Genomic DNA, 20,881 nt, shown 5'->3' with positions numbered 1-20,881 from the left:
CAACACAAACGCCCCACGTCGAACTGCTCCGCGCCTGGCTCGATGTCCAGCTACGGGAGTCTGTTCGACGTGGGGCGTTTTTTTGCCCGGTGCTACGGTTGGTTCGGCGATGCTTTTGCGCTTGCGGCTTAAACCGTTGTCTCCGCCAACGCCCGCACTCGCGCGGATCTCACCAGCCCTTCGATCATGCGCGCTTCCGCGCTTGCCAACTCGCTGAGCGACGCCGCCGACAACTGCCCGTCGAAAATCGCCAGCGCCGTGCACAGGCGCGCGTGTTCATCGTCTTCGAGCAACCAGCGGCCGGTGTCGCGTTCGCGCACGTCGAGCCGCACCATCGCCGCATGCGCGCTTTCGATATCGGCGAGTGCGTCGTCACCGAGACCGACACGCGCCAGTTCTTGTGCGACCAGCAAATGGCGGCTCAGCATCGTATGCAAATTGCGCGCGCCGTGGCCGCGGTGGAATGCATCGAGTGCCGCGTAGGCCTGCAGCAGCATCGTCTGCGTGACCGGCGCGTGCGCGGTGCGGCTTTGCGTCAACGCGCGCAATAACGGGGACAGGCCCGACTGGCCAGGCTTGCGAACTCGCGATTTATTCGACATCGATTCAACTCCTTGTCACTGCTGGCCGGACTTCGGCATGCGACGACGGCAAGCATCGCGTCGGCAACTGCCGCGCTCAAAACCGTCCGACGCGTTTCGCGCCCGACAGTTCACGAAACGCGGCGCGGATAATTCAGACCGTATCGCAGGATGCAGTCGAGCGCATATCGGTTCGAACCCGGCAGATACAAGGTGCACGATCCGTTCCAACGAAAAAAAGCCCTGTTCCGCGAGGAACAGGGCTGACAGGATGGAACAGTCGGTCATGCGCGTGGATGCCTGCCGACCTTTAACCACCAACCTACAAAGCTGTTGCTACCTGAACTGCTACTGCAATTTTTACTGCATCAAAGCTGACTTCAAATCATCGATTTCAAACCGCTACTGCTACTGCGATATCTACAGCGTTACAGCGTGACGCCACTGCATGCGGCATGGTCCCTCGTGCCCAACTGCACCGCGCCGCACCCCCAACCGATTCGCGCTTGTCCCGGCGGGATTGCGCGTTCTTTTACGTTGCTGCGACTGCGCCTTGCCTTTATTGCAAATTACCGATTACCGACTGCTCACTTCGTAATGCATGCTACGAACTGCGTGATACCACTGCCACTGCGAGTTACTTGTTGCCATCAACGGTACGGTTCAAACACGACGCGGGGGAATCGCGCCGATGGAGTTCGGTGATTTGTCGCTCCATGGAAAACAGTGTAGGCGCGCAAGTACGAATGCAATTGCGCGAAGCGAGGGGCATTGGCGGGTTAATTTGGCGAATGAATGTAACAGCGCAATTCGGGTCTGGATGTGCGCGAGCCGAGCCGGCATCGGCCGCGAAATCACGCACGAAGTGACGAGCAAAGCGACGGATGAAGCGATGCGCGCGGCGCACTGCGAGGCTCAACCGCGCTTGGTGAAATCGTCGATCGTCAGCAGCACTTTCTCGCCCGGACGCGCGAGCATTTTCCGCTCGGCGATGGCGGTAATGCGCTTGCGTCCATCCTCGAAGGTTTGCAGAACGCGTACGTCGTCCGCGTCGCGTTGCAGCCAGAAGTGCTGCTCGAGCGCCTCGCGCGTGACCGTGCATTCAAAGTCGCGCCCACGCGACGAAAGCTGAAAGATCACCGCGCGTCCGTCTGCCGAGACGCTGGCTGCCGCCTCGATCGTCGTCATAACCCACCTCGTAACATTGATTATTGATTGCAACGCTCGCCGCACCGCTCGAACGTCGCCGCAAAACCGTATGATTTACAGGGCCGCAGTTACTACAAACGTTGTTGCCTCACCGTTTTTACACGCGTTGTTTTACTTTCGCGGGTTTACACCGCCGCGACCGCGCGATCCGTACGGCAGGCTCGACGCTGTGAACGGCATATCAGACTTTGTTTGAATCATGCGGGAGCGCTACCCATCGGCCGCCCTTTCCACTAACGCATCAGGCTTGAATCCCGCCGACATGCCGACCCAAGCGCCCGCCCGACAACCCACGCTAAGCCTGCGCCCCGCGCAACCGGACGATGAAGCGTTCCTGTTCGAACTGCGCAAGGCGACAATGACCGAACACCTCACGCGCGCCGGCGAACCGACTGACGACGACACCCATCGCGCGCGTCTTCTGCACCGCTACGACGCGGCGCAGGTGATCTGTATCGACGGCGTGCCTGCGGGCCTGCTGAAGGCGCATCGCAGCGACACCGAATGGTTCGTGCAGCAATTGCAGATCATGCCGGCGCTGCAAGGGCGCGGTATCGGCGAGCAGGCGCTGCGCACGATCCTGCGCGCCGCCGCGGCCGACGCGCTGCCGGTCGCGCTGCACGTGCTCAAGGGCAACCGCGCGAAGCGGCTCTACGATCGGCTCGGCTTCGAAATCGTCGGCGAGGATGAGATACAGTTTCACATGCGCTTCGCACCGCGCACGCCGGCGGAGCACGAAGCAGAACGAATGTCGGATAAAGACTGAAACGCGATGAACACTGAGAATACTTTTCGTGATCCGTCAGCTATTGGAAGCTGGCATGCACATATCTATTTCGATGCGGCGAGCCGCGATGCCGCGTGGGCATTTCGCGAACAGATCGCCGCGCACTGGGGCGACGCATTGCAGATCGGACGCTTTCATGAACGGCCGGTGGGTCCGCATCCGATGTGGTCGTATCAGCTGGCGTTCACGCAGGCGCAGTTCGGCGACGTGGTCGGCTGGCTCACGCTCAATCACGGCGCGCTCGATGTGTTTCTTCATCCGAATACCGGCGACGCGCTGCGCGATCATCGCGATGCGGCGGTGTGGATCGGGCGTTCGTATGAGCTTGTGCTGAAGGCGTTGGGATAGGTGATGCCGCAACCACCGGTCGCAGCGGCGCGGGCAACGCCGGATCGCATCGCCCGCGCCTTGAACCGCTCGACCTAGATATTCGAATACGCGCTACACCATCCATGCGACGCGACCTGCTTGTCGCCAAACAACGTACAACCTCCGTACGCATCCGACGCCTTGCCCTGGAACAGCGAGCAGCTCGCGCACGATTGATCCGACGCGAAGTTCGGGAATTTGGCCTTGTCGACCTTCGACGCATCCGCGACATAGCCGACCGCCTGCGCCTGCGGATCGCTCTCTTTGACGGCATTGGCGGGAGTGGCGGAAAACGCGACGCGTGACAATGCGAGCGACGAGCCGACGCCCGCGCTTAACAGCAGAAATTGGCGACGCGATGTTTTCATTTTGATTGGGCTCCGGGTGGGGACTGACGAATACGCATCAATACACGAATAACGTGAACAACGTAGAGAACATCGAGAACAAGAAGAAACCGGCAACACAGAAAACGTGCAGGCGCACTCAGTCGAAAAACCGCGCGAAGCGCTCGACCGGTTCGCGCTCGGTACGCAACGCGTTGACGGGTGCGCTTTCGTCCGCGAAGCCGAGTGACATGCCGCACACGACCTGCTCGTTATCCGGCAAGCCCAGATAGCCGGTAATCAGTCGATGAAACTGGATGAACGCGGCCTGCGGACAGGTATCGAGTCCGCGTCCGCGCGCGGCCGTCATGATCCCCTGCAAAAACATGCCGTAGTCGAGCCAGCTGCCGCGTTCGAGACTGCGGTCGATCGTGAACAGCAACCCGACCGGTGCGTCGAAGAAGCGGAAATTGCGGGAATGCTGCGCGTGCATGCGCGCCTTGTCGCCCTTGCCGATGCCGAGCAGCCCATACAGATCCCAGCCGATCTTGCGGCGCCGATCGATGAACGGCGATAGCCACTGGCGCGGATAGTACGCGTACTCCTCCTGATAGAGCACGTCGCGTTGCGGGTCGTCATAAGCGGCGACCAGTTCGCGCGACAAACGCGCGAGCGAGTCGCCCGTCAGCACGTACACCTTCCACGGCTGCGTGTTGGTGCCCGATGGCGCGCGGCTGGCGGCGTCGAGAATCGCTTCGATATCGGCGCGCGGCACCGGCGTCGGCAGAAAAGCGCGTACCGAACGCCGCGTGATCAGCGCGGCATCGACAGCATTGGCGGGACTTGCCGGATCGGCGGGGGAAGGGAAAGAGGACATCGGCGGATGGCGGCAGAGCCAGCGAAGTGGGTCTGCGACGATTCTAGCGCGTGCCGATCAAAGCCTGCGTGCAAGCGCGCAGGCTTTAACTTCGACGCGACGATCCGCGCGATGCGAGAAGCGATGTGTAGTTACCGACGCGTGTAACGACGCGTGGCCTGAACCCGCGCTTACAGCAACCCGAGGCACACGATCGCGGTGATCGAGCCCAGCACGAGCACGGCGCCCACGGTCTTGCGCTTGTTCAACTCGGTCCACAACAGCACGCCGGTCAGCGACAACAGAATGAGGCTGCCCGCGAGCGTATCGATCAGCAGCACCCAGCCGACGCTGAGACCAACGCCCTTGTGCATGTTCGTCAGCATCGCGAGGAAGGTGTTCTCGCTGTGCTTGACCGTCACATAGTTATTGCCGACCCAGTATTCGGCCGACGTGTTCTCGCGCGGCGACGCGAAATTCAACTGCCAGTGCTCGGGCTGCATCACGCTGCGATCGCCCCATGCAACGCGCCGCTCGGGCTCCTTCTGCGCGCGCGCCGGTTTGCCGTCGATCTTCAGTTCGCTCTTCAACCACTTGGCGAGTTCTTTCGGCGACTCGGGCGCGGGTTGCGGCATCGGCACCTGCATGACCGACACCTGCGGCTCGCCGGTCGACACCTTGAGCGGCCCGCCCCGATGGTTCAGGAAGAAACCGGTGGTGCCGAACATCAGACCCAGCGCGGCGCCCCACAACCCGACCCAGCCATGCACCTTGCGCAGCCATTTGATGAAGGTCGCGCGCCGCGAGCGTTGCTGGCGCGACTTGAGCTCATCGCTATCGAACCGCCGCGGTTCGTGTTCGTCGTTCTCACCAGCCGCGGGCGATTGAATGTCGATAGTGTCCGATACGCTCACGTTTCACTCCAGGTACGCAACAGATTGTGATAGCAACCAACGAGACTGCGGCGCGCGGTCTCGTCGGCGTTGGTGGCATTGAGTCGTTGAATCGCGGTGTCCATGTCGAACAGCACCGCGCGATGCGTGTCACTACGCACGAGGCTTTGCACCCAGAAGAAGCTGGCCACGCGCGCGCCGCGCGTGACCGGCGTCACCTGATGCAGGCTCGTTGCCGGATAGACGATCATGTCGCCCGCCGGCAGCTTCACCTGCTGCACGCCGTAGGTGTCTTCGATCACCAGTTCGCCGCCGTCGTATTCGTCGGGCTCGCTGAGAAACAGCGTGACCGATACGTCGGTACGCAGCTTCACGCCGTTCGGCAGCACCCGCACCGCACCGTCGACGTGGCTGCCGAACTGCATGCCGCCCTCGTAACGGTTGAACAGCGGCGGGTACACCTGGTTCGGCAGCACCGCGCTGATGAACAGCGGATTGCGCTCGATCGCCGCGACGATCACGTCGCCGAGTTCGCGCGCGATCGGCGTGCGCTCGGCGATCTGCTGGTTGCGCTTGACCGGCGCGCCCTGATAGCCGGCGGTCGCGCGGCCGTCGACCCACGCTTCGCCCGCCTGATCGAGCCGCTCGCGCATGAAGCGCAATTGCGCGGCGTCCAGTACCTTCGGAATGTGCAGCAACATAAGGTTTCCTTTGCGTAGGCTTGCCGGATTCAAACCTGCAAGCCTATCGCATCCGCTACCCGTGCATCAGAAGCGGTAGTCGAAAGTCGCGAGCAGCGTACGACCGATGCCCGGCACCGAACGTCCACCGTCCGACGGAATCAGCGCGTCGTAGTAGTACTTGTTGGTCAGGTTCAACAGGTTCAGACGCACGTCGTACTTCTTCGCGTGATACGCGGCGGTCATATCCCAACGCGTGTAGCCCGGCGCTTTCACGTAGTTCGTGTTCGACGCATAGCGCGGCGACATGTAGATCGGGCCGCCGCCGATTTCCCAGTGCGGGGTGATCGCGTAGGTCGTCCAGAACGTCAACGTGTTGCGCGGCGTATTCGCCGGCGTGTGGCCCTGCGTGCCGTCGGACGCCTTCAGGATGATCGCGTCCATGTACGTGTAGCCGCCGAACACCTGCCACTTGTCGGTGATGTGGCCGGTCACGCCTGCCTGGAAACCGTCCACGCGGATGTCGCCGGAAAGCTCGTATTCGGTCGGCGAAACCTGCGTGCGGGCGTTGTCCATTTCCTCGCGGAAGAACGCCGAGTTCACCGAGATGTTGCCGCCGAACAGATCCCACTTGCCGCCCACTTCATACGACTTCGTCGATTCCGGCGCGAGGTTCTGCGTGAGGTTCGTGACCGTCAGCGATTCGAGCGACGGGTTGAACGACGTGCCGTACGACACGTAGTACGACTGCCAGTCGGTCGGCTGATAAATCACACCCGTGCGCACGCTGGTGAAGTAGTTGGTCTGGCTCGCGAACCCCGGCGCGCTGATCGAATTGGTGATCTCGGCCGAGAAACGATCCCAGCGTACGCCGCCGATCAACTTCCACTGCGGCGTCAGCGTGATGGTGTCGTTCAGGTACGCGGACAATTCGTTCGCGCTCGAATCGGCATAGTTGCCGACCGTCGTCGTCACGTTCGACGGCGTGCCCATGATCGGCGGATTCAGCATCGGCACGATCGGCAGGTTGTTACGCGTGTACGCCTGGTTCGAATAGGTGTCGCGACCGATTTCGACACCGGCGATCAGGTCGTGCTTGATCGGGCCAGTGTTGAATTTGTACTCGAGCATCGTGTCGTTGTAGATCGCGTGGTTCTCGATCACGCGGTCATGACTCTGCAGCTTGATGAACAGTTGCGACGGCGACAGCGTCGTGAAGTTGCCATTCGACAGCGCCGGGCTCGTCGCGAGCGGTCCGGTCAGCACCGATTGCGGCGCGGTTTCGCGCGCGTCGGTGGTCGAGTGCGAGATCTGCGTCTGGTTCGTCAGCGTCAGGGCGTCCGAAAACCGATGCTTGACCGCAGCGGTAAAGATCTGCACGTCCTGGATCGTGCGGTCGCTGGTCAGGCCGTAGAACGTGTTCTTCGGCACCGGCGACGGACGGCCGTTCAGCGCCTGAATACCGTAGTCGGGCATGTCGTTGTTACGCTGGATCAGCGCCGACAACGTAATTTCGGTCGGCGTGCCGATACCGAAGCGCACTTCCGGCGCAACGCCGAAGTCCTGGTTCTTCATCACGTCGCGCGTCGAGCCGAGGCTCTGGCCGAACGCGTTCAAACGGATCGCCGAGGTGTCGGTCAGCTTGTGGTTCACGTCGACGGTCGAACGGTATTTGTCGTCGGTGCCGATCATGCCGGTGACTTCCGCCGAATCCGTCAGGTTCGCTTTCTTCGTGACCTGGTTGATCACGCCGCCGGTCGAGCCGCGGCCGAACAGCATCGACGACGGGCCGTACAGCACTTCGAGCGATTCGAGATCGAACGTGTCGCGGTAGTACTGGTTGCGGTCGCGGAAGCCGTCCAGATAGATGTCGTTCTGAGCGGTAAAGCCGCGCAGGTTGATGTTGTTGCCGATCTGGCCGCCTTCGGCCGCGCCGATCGTCACGCCCGGCGCGTTACGCAGCGCGTCGGTGAACGACGTCGCGCCTTGCGAAGCCAGCAGATCGCGGTTGATCACGGTGACGGTCTGCGGAATATCGCGCAGCGCGGTCGGCGTCTTCGCGCCGACTGTCGAGCGTTCGGTCTGGAAGTCGGGTTGCGTGGCCTGAGCCTGCACGCCGATGGTCGGCAGAGTCTGCGCGTCGGCGGCCGGTGCGTTGGTCTGCGCGGTGGTCGCGGTGCTGTTCGAAGTGTTCGCGGATGCGCCCGAAGCGGGTTGCAACGCGCTTTGAGGAGCGGTCTGCGCGACCGCCGGGGTCGCAAAAGGAACGGTGAAAGCTAGCGCTAACGCTGTCACGAGCGGCGTGTGGTTGAGCATGGAAGTCCCGTCAGGTATGCGTTTGCCGAATTCGCATGCCTGGCAGGAATTCATGACAAAGCCGCAAATGGCTGGCTACCGCTTCCCTTTCTTGTGCGCGCGGGAAATGACGGGATGGCTGGCTAGGTTTAAATGAGAATCGCTATCATTCCACACGCATAAAACACGATCAATCGCGCCGTGCATTACTTTGCGTAAGGAATTTGTTTCGGAATTTTACGAGAGTAAGTATTTTGTAATTTTAAGGCTCGAATTCACTGTTAATTCTTACATATCGTAATGCAGTGTTTGCATAAGACGTGCTTCTGGCAACGGCTGCAATTTGGCTGAACCTTACGTTATTTCTTTCAAATAAATAACAAAGAGAAAGCCACCCAGCGCACGTCGGATCACAACAGCGTTTATCCTTTTTACAACACCCCTGTCGCGCGACGCGTCGCCGGGCGTCGTCGTTCCTGACTGTCCCCGTTTCTTCTGGAGTCGACCTATGCAATATCGCCAGTTCGGCCGTACCGGCCTGACCGTTTCGCGCCTGTGTCTCGGCACCATGACTTTCGGCTTGCAAGCCGACGAAGCCGCATCGCACCGTATCCTCGACACGGCCGCGGACGCCGGAGTCAATTTCATCGACACCGCCAACGTCTATCCGCTCGGCGGCGGCGAGAGCCGGGTCGGGCACACCGAGCAGATCATCGGCAGCTGGCTGAAGGGCAAGCGCGATCGCTTCATCGTCGCGACCAAGGCGGTCGGCAAGATGGGGCCGGCGGCATGGGATCAGGGCGCGTCGCGCAAACATCTGCTCGATGCGATCGACGCGTCGCTGCACCGCCTCGGCACCGACTACGTCGATCTGTACCAGCTCCATTCCGACGACCCGAAGACGCCGCTCGATGAAACGCTCGAAGCACTCGACGTGATCGTGCGCTCGGGCAAGGCACGTTATATCGGCGTGTCGAACTTCTTCGCGTACCGGCTCGCGCGTGCATTGGGACGCGCGGACGTGCTGCGCGTCGCGCGCTTCGTGTCGGTGCAGCCGCGCTACAACCTGCTGTTTCGCGAGATCGAACGCGAGTTGCTGCCGCTGGCCGCCGAGGAACAACTGGCGGTGATGCCGTATAACCCGCTCGCCGGCGGCCTGCTGACCGGCAAGCACAAGCATGACGCGAAGCCCGCGGAAGGGCGCTTCACCGAAGCGGTCGGCGAGGCCGGCGCGAGATATCAGCAGCGCTACTGGCACGAGCGTGAGTTCGAAACGATCGAGCAGTTGAAGTCGATCGTTGCGCCGAGCGGCGAATCGCTGACGAAGATTTCACTCGCGTGGGTGCTGGCGAATCCGCAGATCACGTCGGCGATCATTGGCGCGAGCCGGGCGGAGCAGCTGACCGACTCGCTCGCTGCCGTCGATTTCGTGCTCGATGGTGGGCTCAAAAAGCAGCTCGATGAAGCGAGCGTGCAGTATCGGCGGGGCGACTCGGTTCGATAAACCAGCTGGGCGGCGCGCGCTACGCTACGCGCACTACTAGCACTAGCATTGCGGCACAGGCCAGCGCGCCGTCACCGCCCATAACGCAGCACGGTGCTCGTCGCGGCGAGCACATGGTCCTTGATCGCCGCGAGAAACGCATCGCGCTTCAGGCCGGCCGGCAATGCATCGGCCGGCAGATCGAGCGCATAGACCTGCGCGATGTAGTGATGCGGCACCTCGCCGACCGGCGGACACGGCCCGTAGTACCCCGGGCCGCCGGTACGGTTGGTGCCCGACACGCCGCCATGCGGCACGGCCTCGCCCGCCGCGAGTCCCATCGTGCTCGGCGCGATGCCATACACGATCCAATGCACGATGCCCAGGCCCTTGCCGCCGTCGGGGTCGAAAATCGTCACCGCGAAACTCTTCGTGCCGGCCGGTGCGTTCTGCCATTGCAGCGCGGGCGACACGTTACCGCCGCCGCAATTGTTAGCGCTCGCCGCATGGCTGGCGTCGAGCGTGCCGCCGTCGGCGGTTCCCGGCGACGCCACCGCGAACGCCTCGCCCGCATACGCCTGTGCGCTCGCATAGGCGAACACCGCGCAGATGCCGACGGAGACCAGGCGCCGCGCCAGGTGCAGATTGCTTCGAATCGTCATCGTGAGTCTCCGTGAGGGCGAGCTTGCCTGCCCCTCATCGCTTGAGGCTGAACCGCCCGGTTTTCTGCGTCGCCTCGGGCAACTGCCGCGTCTCGCGCACCGACAGCGGATGCCACAAACGCGCGCCGCCCTCGATACCCGCATCGTTCGACACCGTCGCCACATGAGGCGGCAACTCGAACTTGATCCGCGCCGCGTTGCCGCCGCCGATCCACAGCTTGTCGTAGTTGACCAGCGAATCGAGAATGCCGATCACCTTCTCGACACGCCGGTTCCAGCGCTTGCTGCCGACCTGCTCGCGCGCGGCCTCGCCGATGTATTCGTCGTAAGCAACGCCCTTCTTGCTGACCGGATGATGGGCCAGCTCCAGATGCGGCATCAGCTCGCCGTCGCGGAACATCGCGGTGCCCGCGCCGGTGCCGAGCGTCAGCACGAATTCGAGGCCATGTCCTTCGATCGCGGCGAAGCCTTGCATCTCGGCATCGTTGATCATGCGCGCCGGCAGACCACCGAGGCGCTGCGCGAGCGAATCCGCGAGCGGGATGTCATGCCAGCCTTCGATGCCGAAATGCGGTGCGGTCAGAATGCGATTGTCGCGCACGACACCCGGAAAACCGATCGAGATCAATGAAGGCGGCGCCTGTTCGACGAGCGGCGCGACCAGTTGCACGAGCGCATCGACGAGCTGCTCGGGCGTGCACGGATGCGGCGTCGCGACGCGCACGCGCTCGGTCTTCATCTTGCCGTCGGCGTCGATGATCGCGGCCTTCAAACCGGTGCCCCCAACGTCGATCGCGAGAATGTTCTCGCCGCTGGTCTTCGGCGCGCTTCTGCTTTTCACGGCACCTTTCTTCGCCGCTACGCCCTTCTTCGCCGCCACGCCCTTCTTCGCTGCCACGTTCTTCTTCGCTGCCACGTTCTTCTTGCCTGTCGTCACGATATCCCCCGTTGCGTTAAGTGCGAGTGTAAACACGTGTTGAACCGCTCCGGCATTACTTCTTTCCCACCGCGTCGCGTTGCAGCGGCCGCCATGCATGGCCGTCGCGCGCGAGCAGCGCATCGGCCTGGGTCGGCCCCTCGCTGCCGGCCGCATACCCATGCACCTCGATCGGACCGCCGGTCTTCGGATGCAGCACCTCATCGACCGAGCACCAGCTCGTCTCGATGCTGTCAGCGCGCTGGAACAGCGTCTCGTCGCCGAGCATGCAGTCGTACAGCAGCGTTTCGTAGCCGACATTCGCCTGCTCGGCAAAGAAGTCGTTGTAGTCGAACGACGACTGCACCGCGCCGACCTGCATCACCGGCCCCGGCATTTTCACGTTGAAGTCGAAGCTCGTGCCGTGCGCGGGATCGATGCGCAGCGTCAGCACGTTCGGTGTGAGCGCATCGACCGGCGTATCGCGGAACAGCCGGAACGGCACCGGCTTCAGCTGCACCGAGATCTCGGTGCGGCGCGCCGCGAGCCGTTTGCCGGTGCGCAGATAGAACGGCACGCCGGCCCAGCGCCAATTCTCGACGAATACGCGCGCCGCCGCATAGGTTTCGGTCGTGCTGTCGGGCGCGACGTCGGGTTCCTCGCGATAGCCGGGGCCCGCCGGTCCCTTTTCATACTGGCCGAACACGACATCGTGGCGCGTCAGCGGCTGGATCGCGTCGGACAGTTCGGCTTTCTTGTCGCGCACCGCTTCGGCATCGAACGAATTGGGTGGCTCCATGGCGACCATGCCGAGCAACTGGAACAGATGGTTCGGCACCATGTCGCGAAACGCGCCGGTCTGTTCATAGAAACTGCCTCGCCCTTCGACGCCGATCGTTTCAGCCGCCGTGATCTGCACGCAGTCGATATATTCGCGCCGCCAGATCGGCTCGAACAACGCATTCGCGAAGCGCACCGCGAGAATGCTCTGCACGGTGTCCTTGCCGAGAAAGTGATCGATCCGATAGACCTGCGCCTCGCTCGCGTACGTCAGGATGTGCGCGTTCAGATCGCGCGCCGACGTTACATCGGTACCGAACGGCTTTTCGATCACGAGATGACGGAAGCCGCCGTTCGCTTCGTCGCCCTCTTTCAGCAAACCGGTCTTGCCGAGACGTTCGACAATCGGCTTGAAAAAACGCGCACCGACCGCGAGGTAAAAAATCACGTTGCCGCTGTGCTGCTGCGCGAGCTTCTGCTTGAGTTGCGCGAACGTATCGTCGGATTCGAATTCGCCCGCCATGTATTCGAGCCGTTGCGCGACCCAGTTCCATGCGTTGTCGTCGAGTTTGCCGGCGTGGAACGTGCTGGCCTTGTCGGCGGCGAACTGCTGCAGCGACGTGTGCAGATCCTCGACCCACTCGCTGGTTGCGCGTTCGCCATGGTTGACGCCGATGATCTTCATGCCGTCGTCGAGCAGGCCATCGACCGCGAGGTTGTAAAGCGCGGGCATCAGCAGGCGCCGGGTCAGGTCGCCGCCGGCGCCGAAGATCACGAGCGTGCAAGGCGGCGCCGGTTTCTTGCCGGCCGCCGACGGCAATGCATCGTGCGGACTCGCGCTGATCTTGCAGCTGCGCGCGGCAGTCGTATCGGATTGAGAAGAAGAAGCGGAGGAATTGGAGGGTGTCGACATGAGATTCACTTGGGCTTGAACGAACCAATGGAATGAACGTGGCGATACGCAAAAGCGATACCTGAAAGACCGCGTACAGCCCCGCACAGTTCAATCACGATCATGCAAGCTGCGCGATCACGCGACTTGTATGCCGTATGTAATCTCGCGCATCCGCTCAGCGCGCCGCCTGTGAGTACACAGCCGCGGCCATGGTGCGCTTACTTCGCTTGCTTCAGTAATTTCGCTTACTTCGTCGTTGCAGTCGCAACCGCGATTGACTGCGCGGGTTCGCACTCCGGCGTAGGCGCCACAGCAGGCGTCACCACCGGCCCGGCTGGAATCGGCGCGCGCGCGGCCGGCTCGCCCGCCAGCGGCACGTTACCCGATGCCGCCATCGCACGCGGCTGCAACAGCAACGCAACCAGCCCGGTCCAGCCGGTCTGATGCGAAGCCCCTACGCCCCGGCCGTTGTCGCCGTGGAAATACTCGTGAAACAGAATCAGATCCTGCGAACACGGGTCCGCCTGCAATAGCGGATACGCGCCCATGACCGGCCGCTCGCCGTCGCTGTTCTTCAGGAACAGCGTAGTTGCCCGGCGCGCGAGTTCGTCGGCGATTTCGCACAGCGAGAACTTCTGCCCGGAACCGGTCGGATACTCGACGCGAAAATCCTCGCCGTAGTAGCGGTGAAATTCATACAGCGATTCGATCAGCAGATAGTTGACCGGCATCCACACCGGGCCGCGCCAGTTCGAATTGCCGCCGAACACGCGCGTGTCCGATTCGGCCGGCAGGTATTTAACGCAGAAGCTGTTGCCGTTGTGATTGAACACGAACGGGTGATCGCGATGGTAGCGCGACAGCGCACGCACGCCATGATCGGAGAGAAACTCGCTTTCGTCGAGCGTGCGCCGCAGCAACGCTTTCATCCGATGCCCGCGCAGCAGCGACAGCAGCAACGCATTGCCCTTGCCCGGTTCGTTCCAGCGCGATACGAGCTTAGCGAGATCGGGCCGATGTTCGAGGAACCATACGAGCCGCTCGCGCAGACCCGGCAAGCCGCCATGCAGACGTTCTTCGAGCACATGTACCGCGAACAGCGGAATCAGTCCAACGATCGAACGCACGCGCATCGGGAAATTGCTGCCGTCGGGCAAGCGCAGCTTGTCATAGAAGAACTCGTCCTCGCTGTCCCACAAGCCGGTATCGCAGCCATCGTCGCAACTGACGGCTTCCGCGATATACAGGAAGTGCTCAAAGAACTTCACGCCGATATCGACGAACACATGGTTTGCATACGCGAGTTCGAGCGCGATGCGCATCAGGTCCAGCGCATAGGCGGCCATCCACGCGGTGCCGTCGGCCTGGTCGATATGGCCGCCGGTCGGCAGCGGCGACGAGCGATCGAAGATGCCGACGTTGTCGAGCCCGAGAAAGCCGCCCTGGAAAATATTGTGGCCGTCCGCGTCCTTGCGATTGACCCACCACGAGAAATTCAGCAGCAGCTTGTGAAAAACGAGTTCGAGAAAATCGCGATCCGCCTTGCCGGTCAGCGCGCGATCGATCTCGTACACGCGCCACGCGGCCCACGCATGCACGGGCGGATTCGCGTCGCCGAGCGCCCATTCGTACGCGGGCAATTGACCGTTCGGATGCTGATAGCGATCCTTCACCAGCAACAGCAACTGCTTCTTCGCGAACGCGGGATCGATCAGCGCGAACGCCGCCGCATGAAACGCGAGGTCCCACGACGCGTACCACGGGTACTCCCACTTGTCCGGCATCGACACGATGTCCGCATTGCACAGATGCCGCCAGTCGACGTTGCGGCCGCGCTTGCGCTCCGGCGGCGGAGGCGGCTGCAATGGATCGCCGTCGAGCCAGCGCTGCACGTCGTACTGGTAGTACTGCTTCGACCACAGCATGCCGGCCAGCGCCTGACGCTGCACGAGGCGCGCGTCCGGATCGACGATCTCGTGTTGCAACGCGCCATAGAATTCGTCGGCCTCGGCGAGGCGGCGCGCGATCACGGCGTCGGCGTCGAACGATGCGTCGTCGGTATCGGCTTGCGAGCGCCAGCGCAGATACAAGACCGCGCGGCCATGCGGGCCAAATTCGAGTGCCGCGTGCGCGCCGGCCTTGGTGCCCGTGTCGCGGCGAATCGCGTTCTCGTCGCCGTGAATCAGATAGTCGTTGAAGCCGTCCTTGAACGGACCCGCGCTGTCCGTATTGAATAGCCGCTTCACGTTGGTGTCGTTTTCGCAGAACAGCCACGTGAGCGGCGCATCGTGCGACCACGCGGTCACGATAATCGGCTCGTGTACATGATGATGGCCGACCAGATGAACCGCACCATCATGATCGGTGCCGAGCGTCAGCTTCGGCTTGTCCTTGTTCTCTCTCCACGACCACGAATTGCGCGCCCAGATTTGCGGCAGCACATCGAGCGACGCGGCTTCGTCCGCGCGATTTTCGATCGTCACGCGCATCACGATGTCATTGGGCGTGTGCTTCGCGTATTCGACCTGCACATCGAAATAGCGCAGATCGTCGAACACGCCGGTATCGAGAATCTCGTACTCCGGCATCTCGCCGCCACGGCGCGCGTTCTCGTCGATCAAATCTTCGTATGGATACGCCGCGTGCGGGTACTTGTACAGCATGCGCATGTACGAATGCGTCGGCGTGCCGTCGAGATAGAAGTACAGCTCCTTCACATCCTCGCCGTGATTGCCCTGCGAGTTGGTGAGGCCGAACAGGCGCTCCTTGAGGATCGGGTCCTTGCGATTCCACAGCGCGAGCGATACGCACCAGCTAAGCCGGTCGTCGCCGAAACCGGCGATGCCGTCTTCGCCCCAGCGGTACGCGCGGCTGCGCGCATGGTCGTGTGGAAAGGAATCCCACGCGGTGCCGTTCGGGCTGTAGTCCTCGCGCACCGTGCCCCACTGGCGCTCGCTCAGATACGGACCCCAGCGCTGCCAGTGGGCACAATCGCCCGAATGCAGCCGGGAGCCTTCGACGGTGGCAAGCAGATTGGCAGCGCGCAGCGGTGGCATGACTGAGTCCTTGCAACAGGCTTGCGGTGGGACCCACATCGTAGCGCGGTTTACGTGCTGTCGCGCTCGAATTGGGCTAGCAGGCTTTCGATGCGCAGCAGCTCGCCGAGCGACCATGCCTGAAACGGCGTGCCCGCGGGCGCATGCGGCGCATCGCCATCGGCGATTTCAGACAGGTGGTCGAGCCCCGTGCGATCGAGATGCGCATACAGCGGATCAAGAAAACGCGCTCTCGCCTGCACGCGGTTTTCAGTAGTCGCGCCATACGTGCGCAGCCACGCTTCGATGAACGGACCGATCAGCCACAACCACACCGTGCCTTGATGATAGGCGCCATCGCGTGCGGACGGCGAGCCGCCGTAATGGCCGCGATAAGCGGGATCGGACGGCGCGAGCGAACGCAAGCCCAGCGGCGTCAGCAATTGCGCTTCGACCTGGCCGAGTACCGCGCGCGCCGCATCGCCTTCGAGCAGCGGAAACGGCAGGCCGCCGACAGCGAAGATCTGGTTCGGCCGGATCGTGCGATCGACGGTGCCCGGCGCATGGTCGACGTCGACGTTATCGAACAGCGTCTGCGTGAGCGGATCGATGAAGCGCTGACGAAACGCGAGCGTCGCGCGCTCCGCCTGCTGACGCCACTGCGGATTCCATGCCGACGCGATCCGCAGTGCGTTGATCCACAGCGCCTGCACTTCGACCGGCTTGCCGATGCGCGGCGTGACCACCCAGTCGCCGACTTTCGCGTCCATCCATGTAAGTTGCACACCGGGGATGCCGGCGCGCAGCAGGCCGTCTTCGGCGCAAGCGCCGATGTTGAAACGCGTGCCGTTGGTATAGCCGGTGAGAATCGCTTCGGCGGCCTGCTGCAAGTGCGCGCGCGTGGCTGCGCTTGCGTGCGGTGTCGCCAGATAGTCGTGCAACGCGACGATGAACCATAACGATGCATCGACGGAGTTGTATTCGGGCGCATCGCCGTAATCAGGGAAGCGATTCGGCAGCATGCCGTCGGATAGCGTGCCCGACCATTCGAGCAGGATCGCTTCGGCGTCGTCGCGACGGTTCGCCGCGATCAGCAGACCGCGCATCGCGATGAAGGTGTCGCGGCCCCAATCGGTGAACCATGGGAAACCCGCGAGTATCGTGCGGCCTTCGTTGCGCGTGACCACATAGGCATCGGCCGAGCGTTGCAGGCGCGAGCCGAGCGCGGCGCGGCGCTGCCGCTCGGTGCGCGCGAGGTTCGCTGCGTGTGTGGCGGCATCGGTTGGGGCGTTCTGGTTTGCTGTTGCCGTTGTCGTTGCGTCCGCTGGCGAAGCGCTCAGGATCATCACCGCATCGCCGCGAGCGAGATCGAAGCTGAACACCCCAGGCGTCGCGAGATCTTCATTGCAGTCGAGACCACGCTCCTGCTCGCGCGTGTAGTAGAAGTTGCGATACCAGTCAGGTGCGTGCGTATATGTGCCATTGGTCGCCGCATGAATGACCGGCAGGCCGCCATACGGTTGCCAGTTCACGCACGACTGATCGTCACTTGTCCGCGCGTTGAAGTTGAAGGCGGGATTCTCGTGATGCAGCGCGTGGTAATCGCGTCCCGATAGCAGCGGCCTGACCTTCAGCACCGGCGCATCGAGATCGCCGCCTTCGAGCCGCCAGCGCAACACCGTTTCGCCTGTCGGCTTGCTGACGAACACCTCGGCGACGACCACCGTCCGTGCATCGACCCGCACGCGCCACGTCGGCCATGGCGAGGTATCGAAGCCGACGAAACTGTCGCGCAGATCCGGATAGATCACATCCGGCCCATAGCGTTGCATCGTCAATGGATAGTGCTGCCCACCTGCTTCGAGCCACGCCTCGATGCCGTTGACGAGCACCATTCGCCCACCCGGCGCGCGCGTGGCGGCAAGCAGCAACGCGTGATAACGGCGCGTGCGCGCGATGCCGACCGTGCCCGACGCAAAGCCACCGAAGCCGTCCGGTTCCAGCCATTCGTCTTCGAGCCGTGCAAGCTCGAACGGTGAATCGATGCGTGTCATGTGATTCATGTCCATGCCAATACGTCATGCACAAGACCATAACGCAGATGTCATAGATGGCGATACCGTGTCTATTGTCCTTCTCGCCACTTTCCGTTTTCTTTCGATAAACCGACGAATTGGCGAAAGTTATGCCGCTCGCAAACGTTTCACATAAATTTCTTGAAAGAATTAGAGACTGCATCCGCCTTCACCGAACCGGATGCGGACATGAGAAAAACGAGACTCATGGCGAGTGCAGCACTGCTTGCAGTTGCAACGTTAGCGTTGAACGGTTGTGGCGCGGACGACGGATCTTCCGCGAACACGGCTGCAACGACGAACCCGGCAACGGATGCCGCCGCCAACGACAGCGCGCAACCCGCGGCGACGTCGACCTCACCGGCACTGGTGCCTTCGATAGCCACCACCGCGATGCCCGGTGCTCCGGCACCGGCGGTCAGCGGCTCCACGAACAACACGATCAACAACGCGAACAACGCGACCACCGACGCGGCTAACAGCGCAGCAAACAGCGCGACCGCCGCGTCCGATCCGATCGCGGAAAACATGCAGGCCAATCTCGCGGCCGACAACCAGCAGATCGCACCGGTGATGCGTTACGCACCCGGCGACAGCGTGAGCAATTAACCAGTAACGATACAGGACTCGACAACGAGTCCGACTCCCCCGGCGCGCGCGTGGCGCGCTATTCTTCCCTTACGCAGAAGGTGATATTCGATGACTTCAAATAGCCGTCGCCGTTTCCTGCAGACCGTGGCTTCATCCGCGGGCGCCGCCGCCGCGTTGACCGCACTGCCCGAGTCGATCCGCAACGCACTCGCGATCCCCGCGTCCTCGCGCACGGGCACGATCCGCGATGTCGAGCACATCGTCGTGTTCATGCAGGAGAACCGTTCGTTCGATCACTACTTCGGTCATCTGCGCGGCGTGCGCGGCTATAACGACCGCTTCCCGATTCCGCTGCCGGGCGGCCAGCAGCCGGTCTGGTATCAGCCGTCGAAGGAAGATCCGACCAAGCCGGTGCTGCCGTTCCATCTGAACACGCAGACGACGAGCGCGCAGTGCCTCGGCGATCTCGATCACAACTGGTACCCGACGCATTACGCGATCAACAACGGCGCGTACAACCAGTGGCCGCAGTACAAGACGGACATGACGATGGGCTACCACCTGCGTAGCGACATCCCGTTCCACTACGCGCTGGCCGATGCGTTCACCGTGTGCGACGCATACTTCTGCTCGATGCCCGGCCCGACCCACCCGAACCGCGCGTATCTGATGACGGGCATGGTCGATCCGACCGGCACGATGGGCGGACCGCTGCTCGACAACAACGATTTCGTCGACGGCGACAAGCCGCCGAAGTACCAGTTGCTGTCGTGGACGACCTATCCGGAACGCCTGCAAGCCGCCGGCATTTCGTGGCAGATCTATCAGCAGGGCCTGACGGGCAACGATCCGTTGAACGGCAACTACGGCACCAACATCCTGCAGAACTTCACGAACTTCATCAACGCGGAGCCGGGCTCGGCGCTCTATCAGCGCGCGCAAACCGTGCGTACGATCGACGACCTGAAGGCCGACGTGCTCGCGAACCAGTTGCCGCAGGTGTCGTGGCTGTGCCCGCCGGCCGCGTACTCGGAGCACCCGAGCTACACGCCGGCCTATGGTGCCGAATACACGTCGCAGATTCTCGATGCGCTGACGTCGAATCCCGAGGTGTGGAGCAAGACCGTGCTCTTCATCATGTACGACGAGAACGACGGCTTCTTCGATCACCTCGTGCCGCCGCAACCGGCGACGACGGCCGCGCAAGGCGCGTCGACGGTGAGCGTCGACGGCGAAATCCACAACGTCGTCAATCCGCTGCGCGGCGGCAGCTACACCGCCGACGGTCTGCCGTACGGCCTCGGACCGCGCGTGCCGATGACGATCGTGTCGCCGTGGACCAAGGGCGGCTTCGTCTGCTCGCAGGTGTTCGATCACACGTCGGTGATCCGCTTCATCGAAGCGCGTTTCGGCGTACAGGAGCCGAACATCACCGCATGGCGTCGCGCGGTGTGCGGCGACCTGACCACCGCATTCGATTTCCGCACGCCGGATTCGAAGATGCCGTCGCTGCCGGACACGAGCAACTACATGAGCATGGCCGACAACCAGTGCGCGACGCAGCCGAAGCCGACCGTGCCGACGACGCTGGGCGCGGTCGATGCGCAGGAACCGGGCATCCGTTTCGCGCGTGCGTTGCCGTACGAACTGCACGTGAACGGCTCGGCGAACGCGAGCAAGAACACGTTCGAGATCACGTTCGGCAACACCGGCGAGCAGGGCGCGCACTTCTATGTGTACGCATCGAATCGCACCGACGGTCCGTGGCGCTATACGGTCGAAGCGGGCAAATCGCTCAGCGAAACGTTCGATCTGACGTCGACCAACGGCGTGTACTCGTTCGAAGTGTTCGGCCCGAACGGCTTCGTGCGCAAGTTCGCGGGCAACGCTCAGGTGCATGCGCAGAACCCGCACGGCGGCGGTCTGCTCGGCGGCATCCTCGGTGGCATCCTCAATAAGCCGGCGCAGCCCGAAGTGACGGTGCAATACGACGTCGCGAACGGCAACGTGTTCCTGAAGTTCACCAACAGCGGCGGCGGCATTGCGCGTCTGAACGTGATCGACAACGCGTACGGCGCGCACGCGCGCCCGGTGCTCGTGCCGGCTGGCTTGCCGATCGAGGAAGCCTGGGTGCTCGCGTCGAGCCATCACTGGTACGACCTGACGGTGACCAGCAGCGACGATGCAAGCTTCTCGCGTCGCATTGCCGGTCACGTCGAAAACGGCCGTCCGAGCATCAGCGATCCGGCGGCGGTCGCGCCGGTGCTGCTCGTGAGCTGAGGTTCGCGCTAGCGGTTGATTCGTTTGAAAGCGCGGGGATGGGGTGTGAAGTAGGCGCTACCGTCTCCGGCTCTTCGCCTTGGCAAAAATGATTCGGCATCCTGTTTCGCCCACAAGGCGAACTGGATGCCGATTTCATTTCACGCCAATTCACACTAATGCTGCTAT

General features: G+C 62.6%; 17 protein-coding genes. 4 read left to right on the top strand and 13 right to left on the bottom strand.

Features of this window, described 5'->3' with window-relative positions:
• Positions 1-128: 128 nt before the first annotated feature.
• Together L0U82_RS19415 and L0U82_RS19410 are read right to left on the bottom strand one after the other, a co-directional pair.
• Positions 129-602 (bottom strand): hypothetical protein, encoded by a 474-nt coding sequence (locus L0U82_RS19415; RefSeq protein ID WP_233833600.1) that lies wholly within the window; start codon positions 600-602, stop codon positions 129-131.
• Between the two features lie 894 nt (positions 603-1,496).
• Entirely contained in the window at positions 1,497-1,769 is a 273-nt protein-coding gene (locus L0U82_RS19410) for a DUF1488 domain-containing protein (protein ID WP_233833598.1), read from the bottom strand.
• 283 nt (positions 1,770-2,052) lie between these two features.
• Between L0U82_RS19410 and L0U82_RS19405 the strand changes: the two genes are divergently transcribed.
• Together L0U82_RS19405 and L0U82_RS19400 are read left to right on the top strand one after the other, a co-directional pair.
• Positions 2,053-2,556 (top strand): GNAT family N-acetyltransferase, encoded by a 504-nt coding sequence (locus tag L0U82_RS19405; RefSeq protein WP_233833596.1) that lies wholly within the window; start codon positions 2,053-2,055, stop codon positions 2,554-2,556.
• 6 nt (positions 2,557-2,562) lie between these two features.
• Positions 2,563-2,925, top strand: coding sequence for a DOPA 4,5-dioxygenase family protein (locus L0U82_RS19400; protein WP_233833595.1), 363 nt, complete (start codon positions 2,563-2,565; stop codon positions 2,923-2,925).
• Between the two features lie 74 nt (positions 2,926-2,999).
• Here L0U82_RS19400 and L0U82_RS19395 read toward each other — a convergent pair whose 3' ends face one another.
• The 5 genes from L0U82_RS19395 to L0U82_RS19375 all read right to left on the bottom strand — a co-directional run bounded on the left by L0U82_RS19395 (position 3,000) and on the right by L0U82_RS19375 (position 8,017).
• Positions 3,000-3,314, bottom strand: coding sequence for a high-potential iron-sulfur protein (locus L0U82_RS19395; RefSeq protein WP_233833593.1), 315 nt, complete (start codon positions 3,312-3,314; stop codon positions 3,000-3,002).
• 118 nt (positions 3,315-3,432) lie between these two features.
• Complete coding sequence (locus tag L0U82_RS19390; protein WP_233833592.1) at positions 3,433-4,149, bottom strand: nitroreductase; 717 nt, start codon at positions 4,147-4,149, stop codon at positions 3,433-3,435.
• A gap of 170 nt (positions 4,150-4,319) precedes the next feature.
• Complete coding sequence (locus tag L0U82_RS19385; RefSeq protein ID WP_233833590.1) at positions 4,320-5,042, bottom strand: PepSY-associated TM helix domain-containing protein; 723 nt, start codon at positions 5,040-5,042, stop codon at positions 4,320-4,322.
• A complete protein-coding gene (locus tag L0U82_RS19380) occupies positions 5,039-5,722 on the bottom strand; it encodes a Fe2+-dependent dioxygenase (RefSeq protein WP_233833589.1) in 684 nt (227 codons plus the stop codon). Before L0U82_RS19380 ends, L0U82_RS19385 begins: the two co-directional genes overlap by 4 nt.
• A 66-nt stretch (positions 5,723-5,788) precedes the next feature.
• A complete protein-coding gene (locus tag L0U82_RS19375; protein ID WP_233833588.1) occupies positions 5,789-8,017 on the bottom strand; it encodes a TonB-dependent siderophore receptor in 2,229 nt (742 codons plus the stop codon).
• 487 nt (positions 8,018-8,504) lie between these two features.
• On the opposite strand from L0U82_RS19375, the gene L0U82_RS19370 reads away from it, so the two are divergent.
• Positions 8,505-9,500 (top strand): aldo/keto reductase, encoded by a 996-nt coding sequence (locus L0U82_RS19370; protein WP_233833586.1) that lies wholly within the window; start codon positions 8,505-8,507, stop codon positions 9,498-9,500.
• 71 nt (positions 9,501-9,571) lie between these two features.
• On the opposite strand, the gene L0U82_RS19365 is transcribed toward L0U82_RS19370, so the two are convergent.
• The 6 genes from L0U82_RS19365 to L0U82_RS19340 all read right to left on the bottom strand — a co-directional run bounded on the left by L0U82_RS19365 (position 9,572) and on the right by L0U82_RS19340 (position 18,372).
• The gene (locus L0U82_RS19365) at positions 9,572-10,141 is read right to left on the bottom strand and encodes a YbhB/YbcL family Raf kinase inhibitor-like protein (protein WP_233833585.1); all 570 of its coding nucleotides are present in this window, start codon (positions 10,139-10,141) and stop codon (positions 9,572-9,574) included.
• 34 nt (positions 10,142-10,175) lie between these two features.
• Entirely contained in the window at positions 10,176-10,982 is an 807-nt protein-coding gene (locus L0U82_RS19360) for an ROK family protein (protein WP_233837416.1), read from the bottom strand.
• A gap of 151 nt (positions 10,983-11,133) precedes the next feature.
• Positions 11,134-12,750: a glucose-6-phosphate dehydrogenase gene (zwf, locus tag L0U82_RS19355; RefSeq protein WP_233833583.1), complete on the bottom strand. Its 1,617-nt coding sequence runs from the start codon at positions 12,748-12,750 to the stop codon at positions 11,134-11,136.
• A 227-nt stretch (positions 12,751-12,977) separates the two neighbouring features.
• Positions 12,978-15,788 (bottom strand): MGH1-like glycoside hydrolase domain-containing protein, encoded by a 2,811-nt coding sequence (locus tag L0U82_RS19350; RefSeq protein ID WP_233833581.1) that lies wholly within the window; start codon positions 15,786-15,788, stop codon positions 12,978-12,980.
• A 50-nt stretch (positions 15,789-15,838) separates the two neighbouring features.
• Entirely contained in the window at positions 15,839-17,821 is a 1,983-nt protein-coding gene (locus L0U82_RS19345; protein WP_233833580.1) for an amylo-alpha-1,6-glucosidase, read from the bottom strand.
• A 149-nt stretch (positions 17,822-17,970) separates the two neighbouring features.
• Entirely contained in the window at positions 17,971-18,372 is a 402-nt protein-coding gene (locus L0U82_RS19340) for a hypothetical protein (RefSeq protein ID WP_233833579.1), read from the bottom strand.
• Positions 18,373-18,541: 169 nt separating this feature from the next.
• Between L0U82_RS19340 and L0U82_RS19335 the strand changes: the two genes are divergently transcribed.
• A complete protein-coding gene (locus tag L0U82_RS19335) occupies positions 18,542-20,713 on the top strand; it encodes a phosphocholine-specific phospholipase C (protein WP_233833577.1) in 2,172 nt (723 codons plus the stop codon).
• Positions 20,714-20,881 lie beyond the last annotated feature (168 nt).

The organism is Paraburkholderia sp. ZP32-5 (genome assembly GCF_021390495.1).
GTDB lineage: Bacteria > Pseudomonadota > Gammaproteobacteria > Burkholderiales > Burkholderiaceae > Paraburkholderia.
This window is presented reverse-complemented; position numbering and strand designations above follow the sequence as displayed.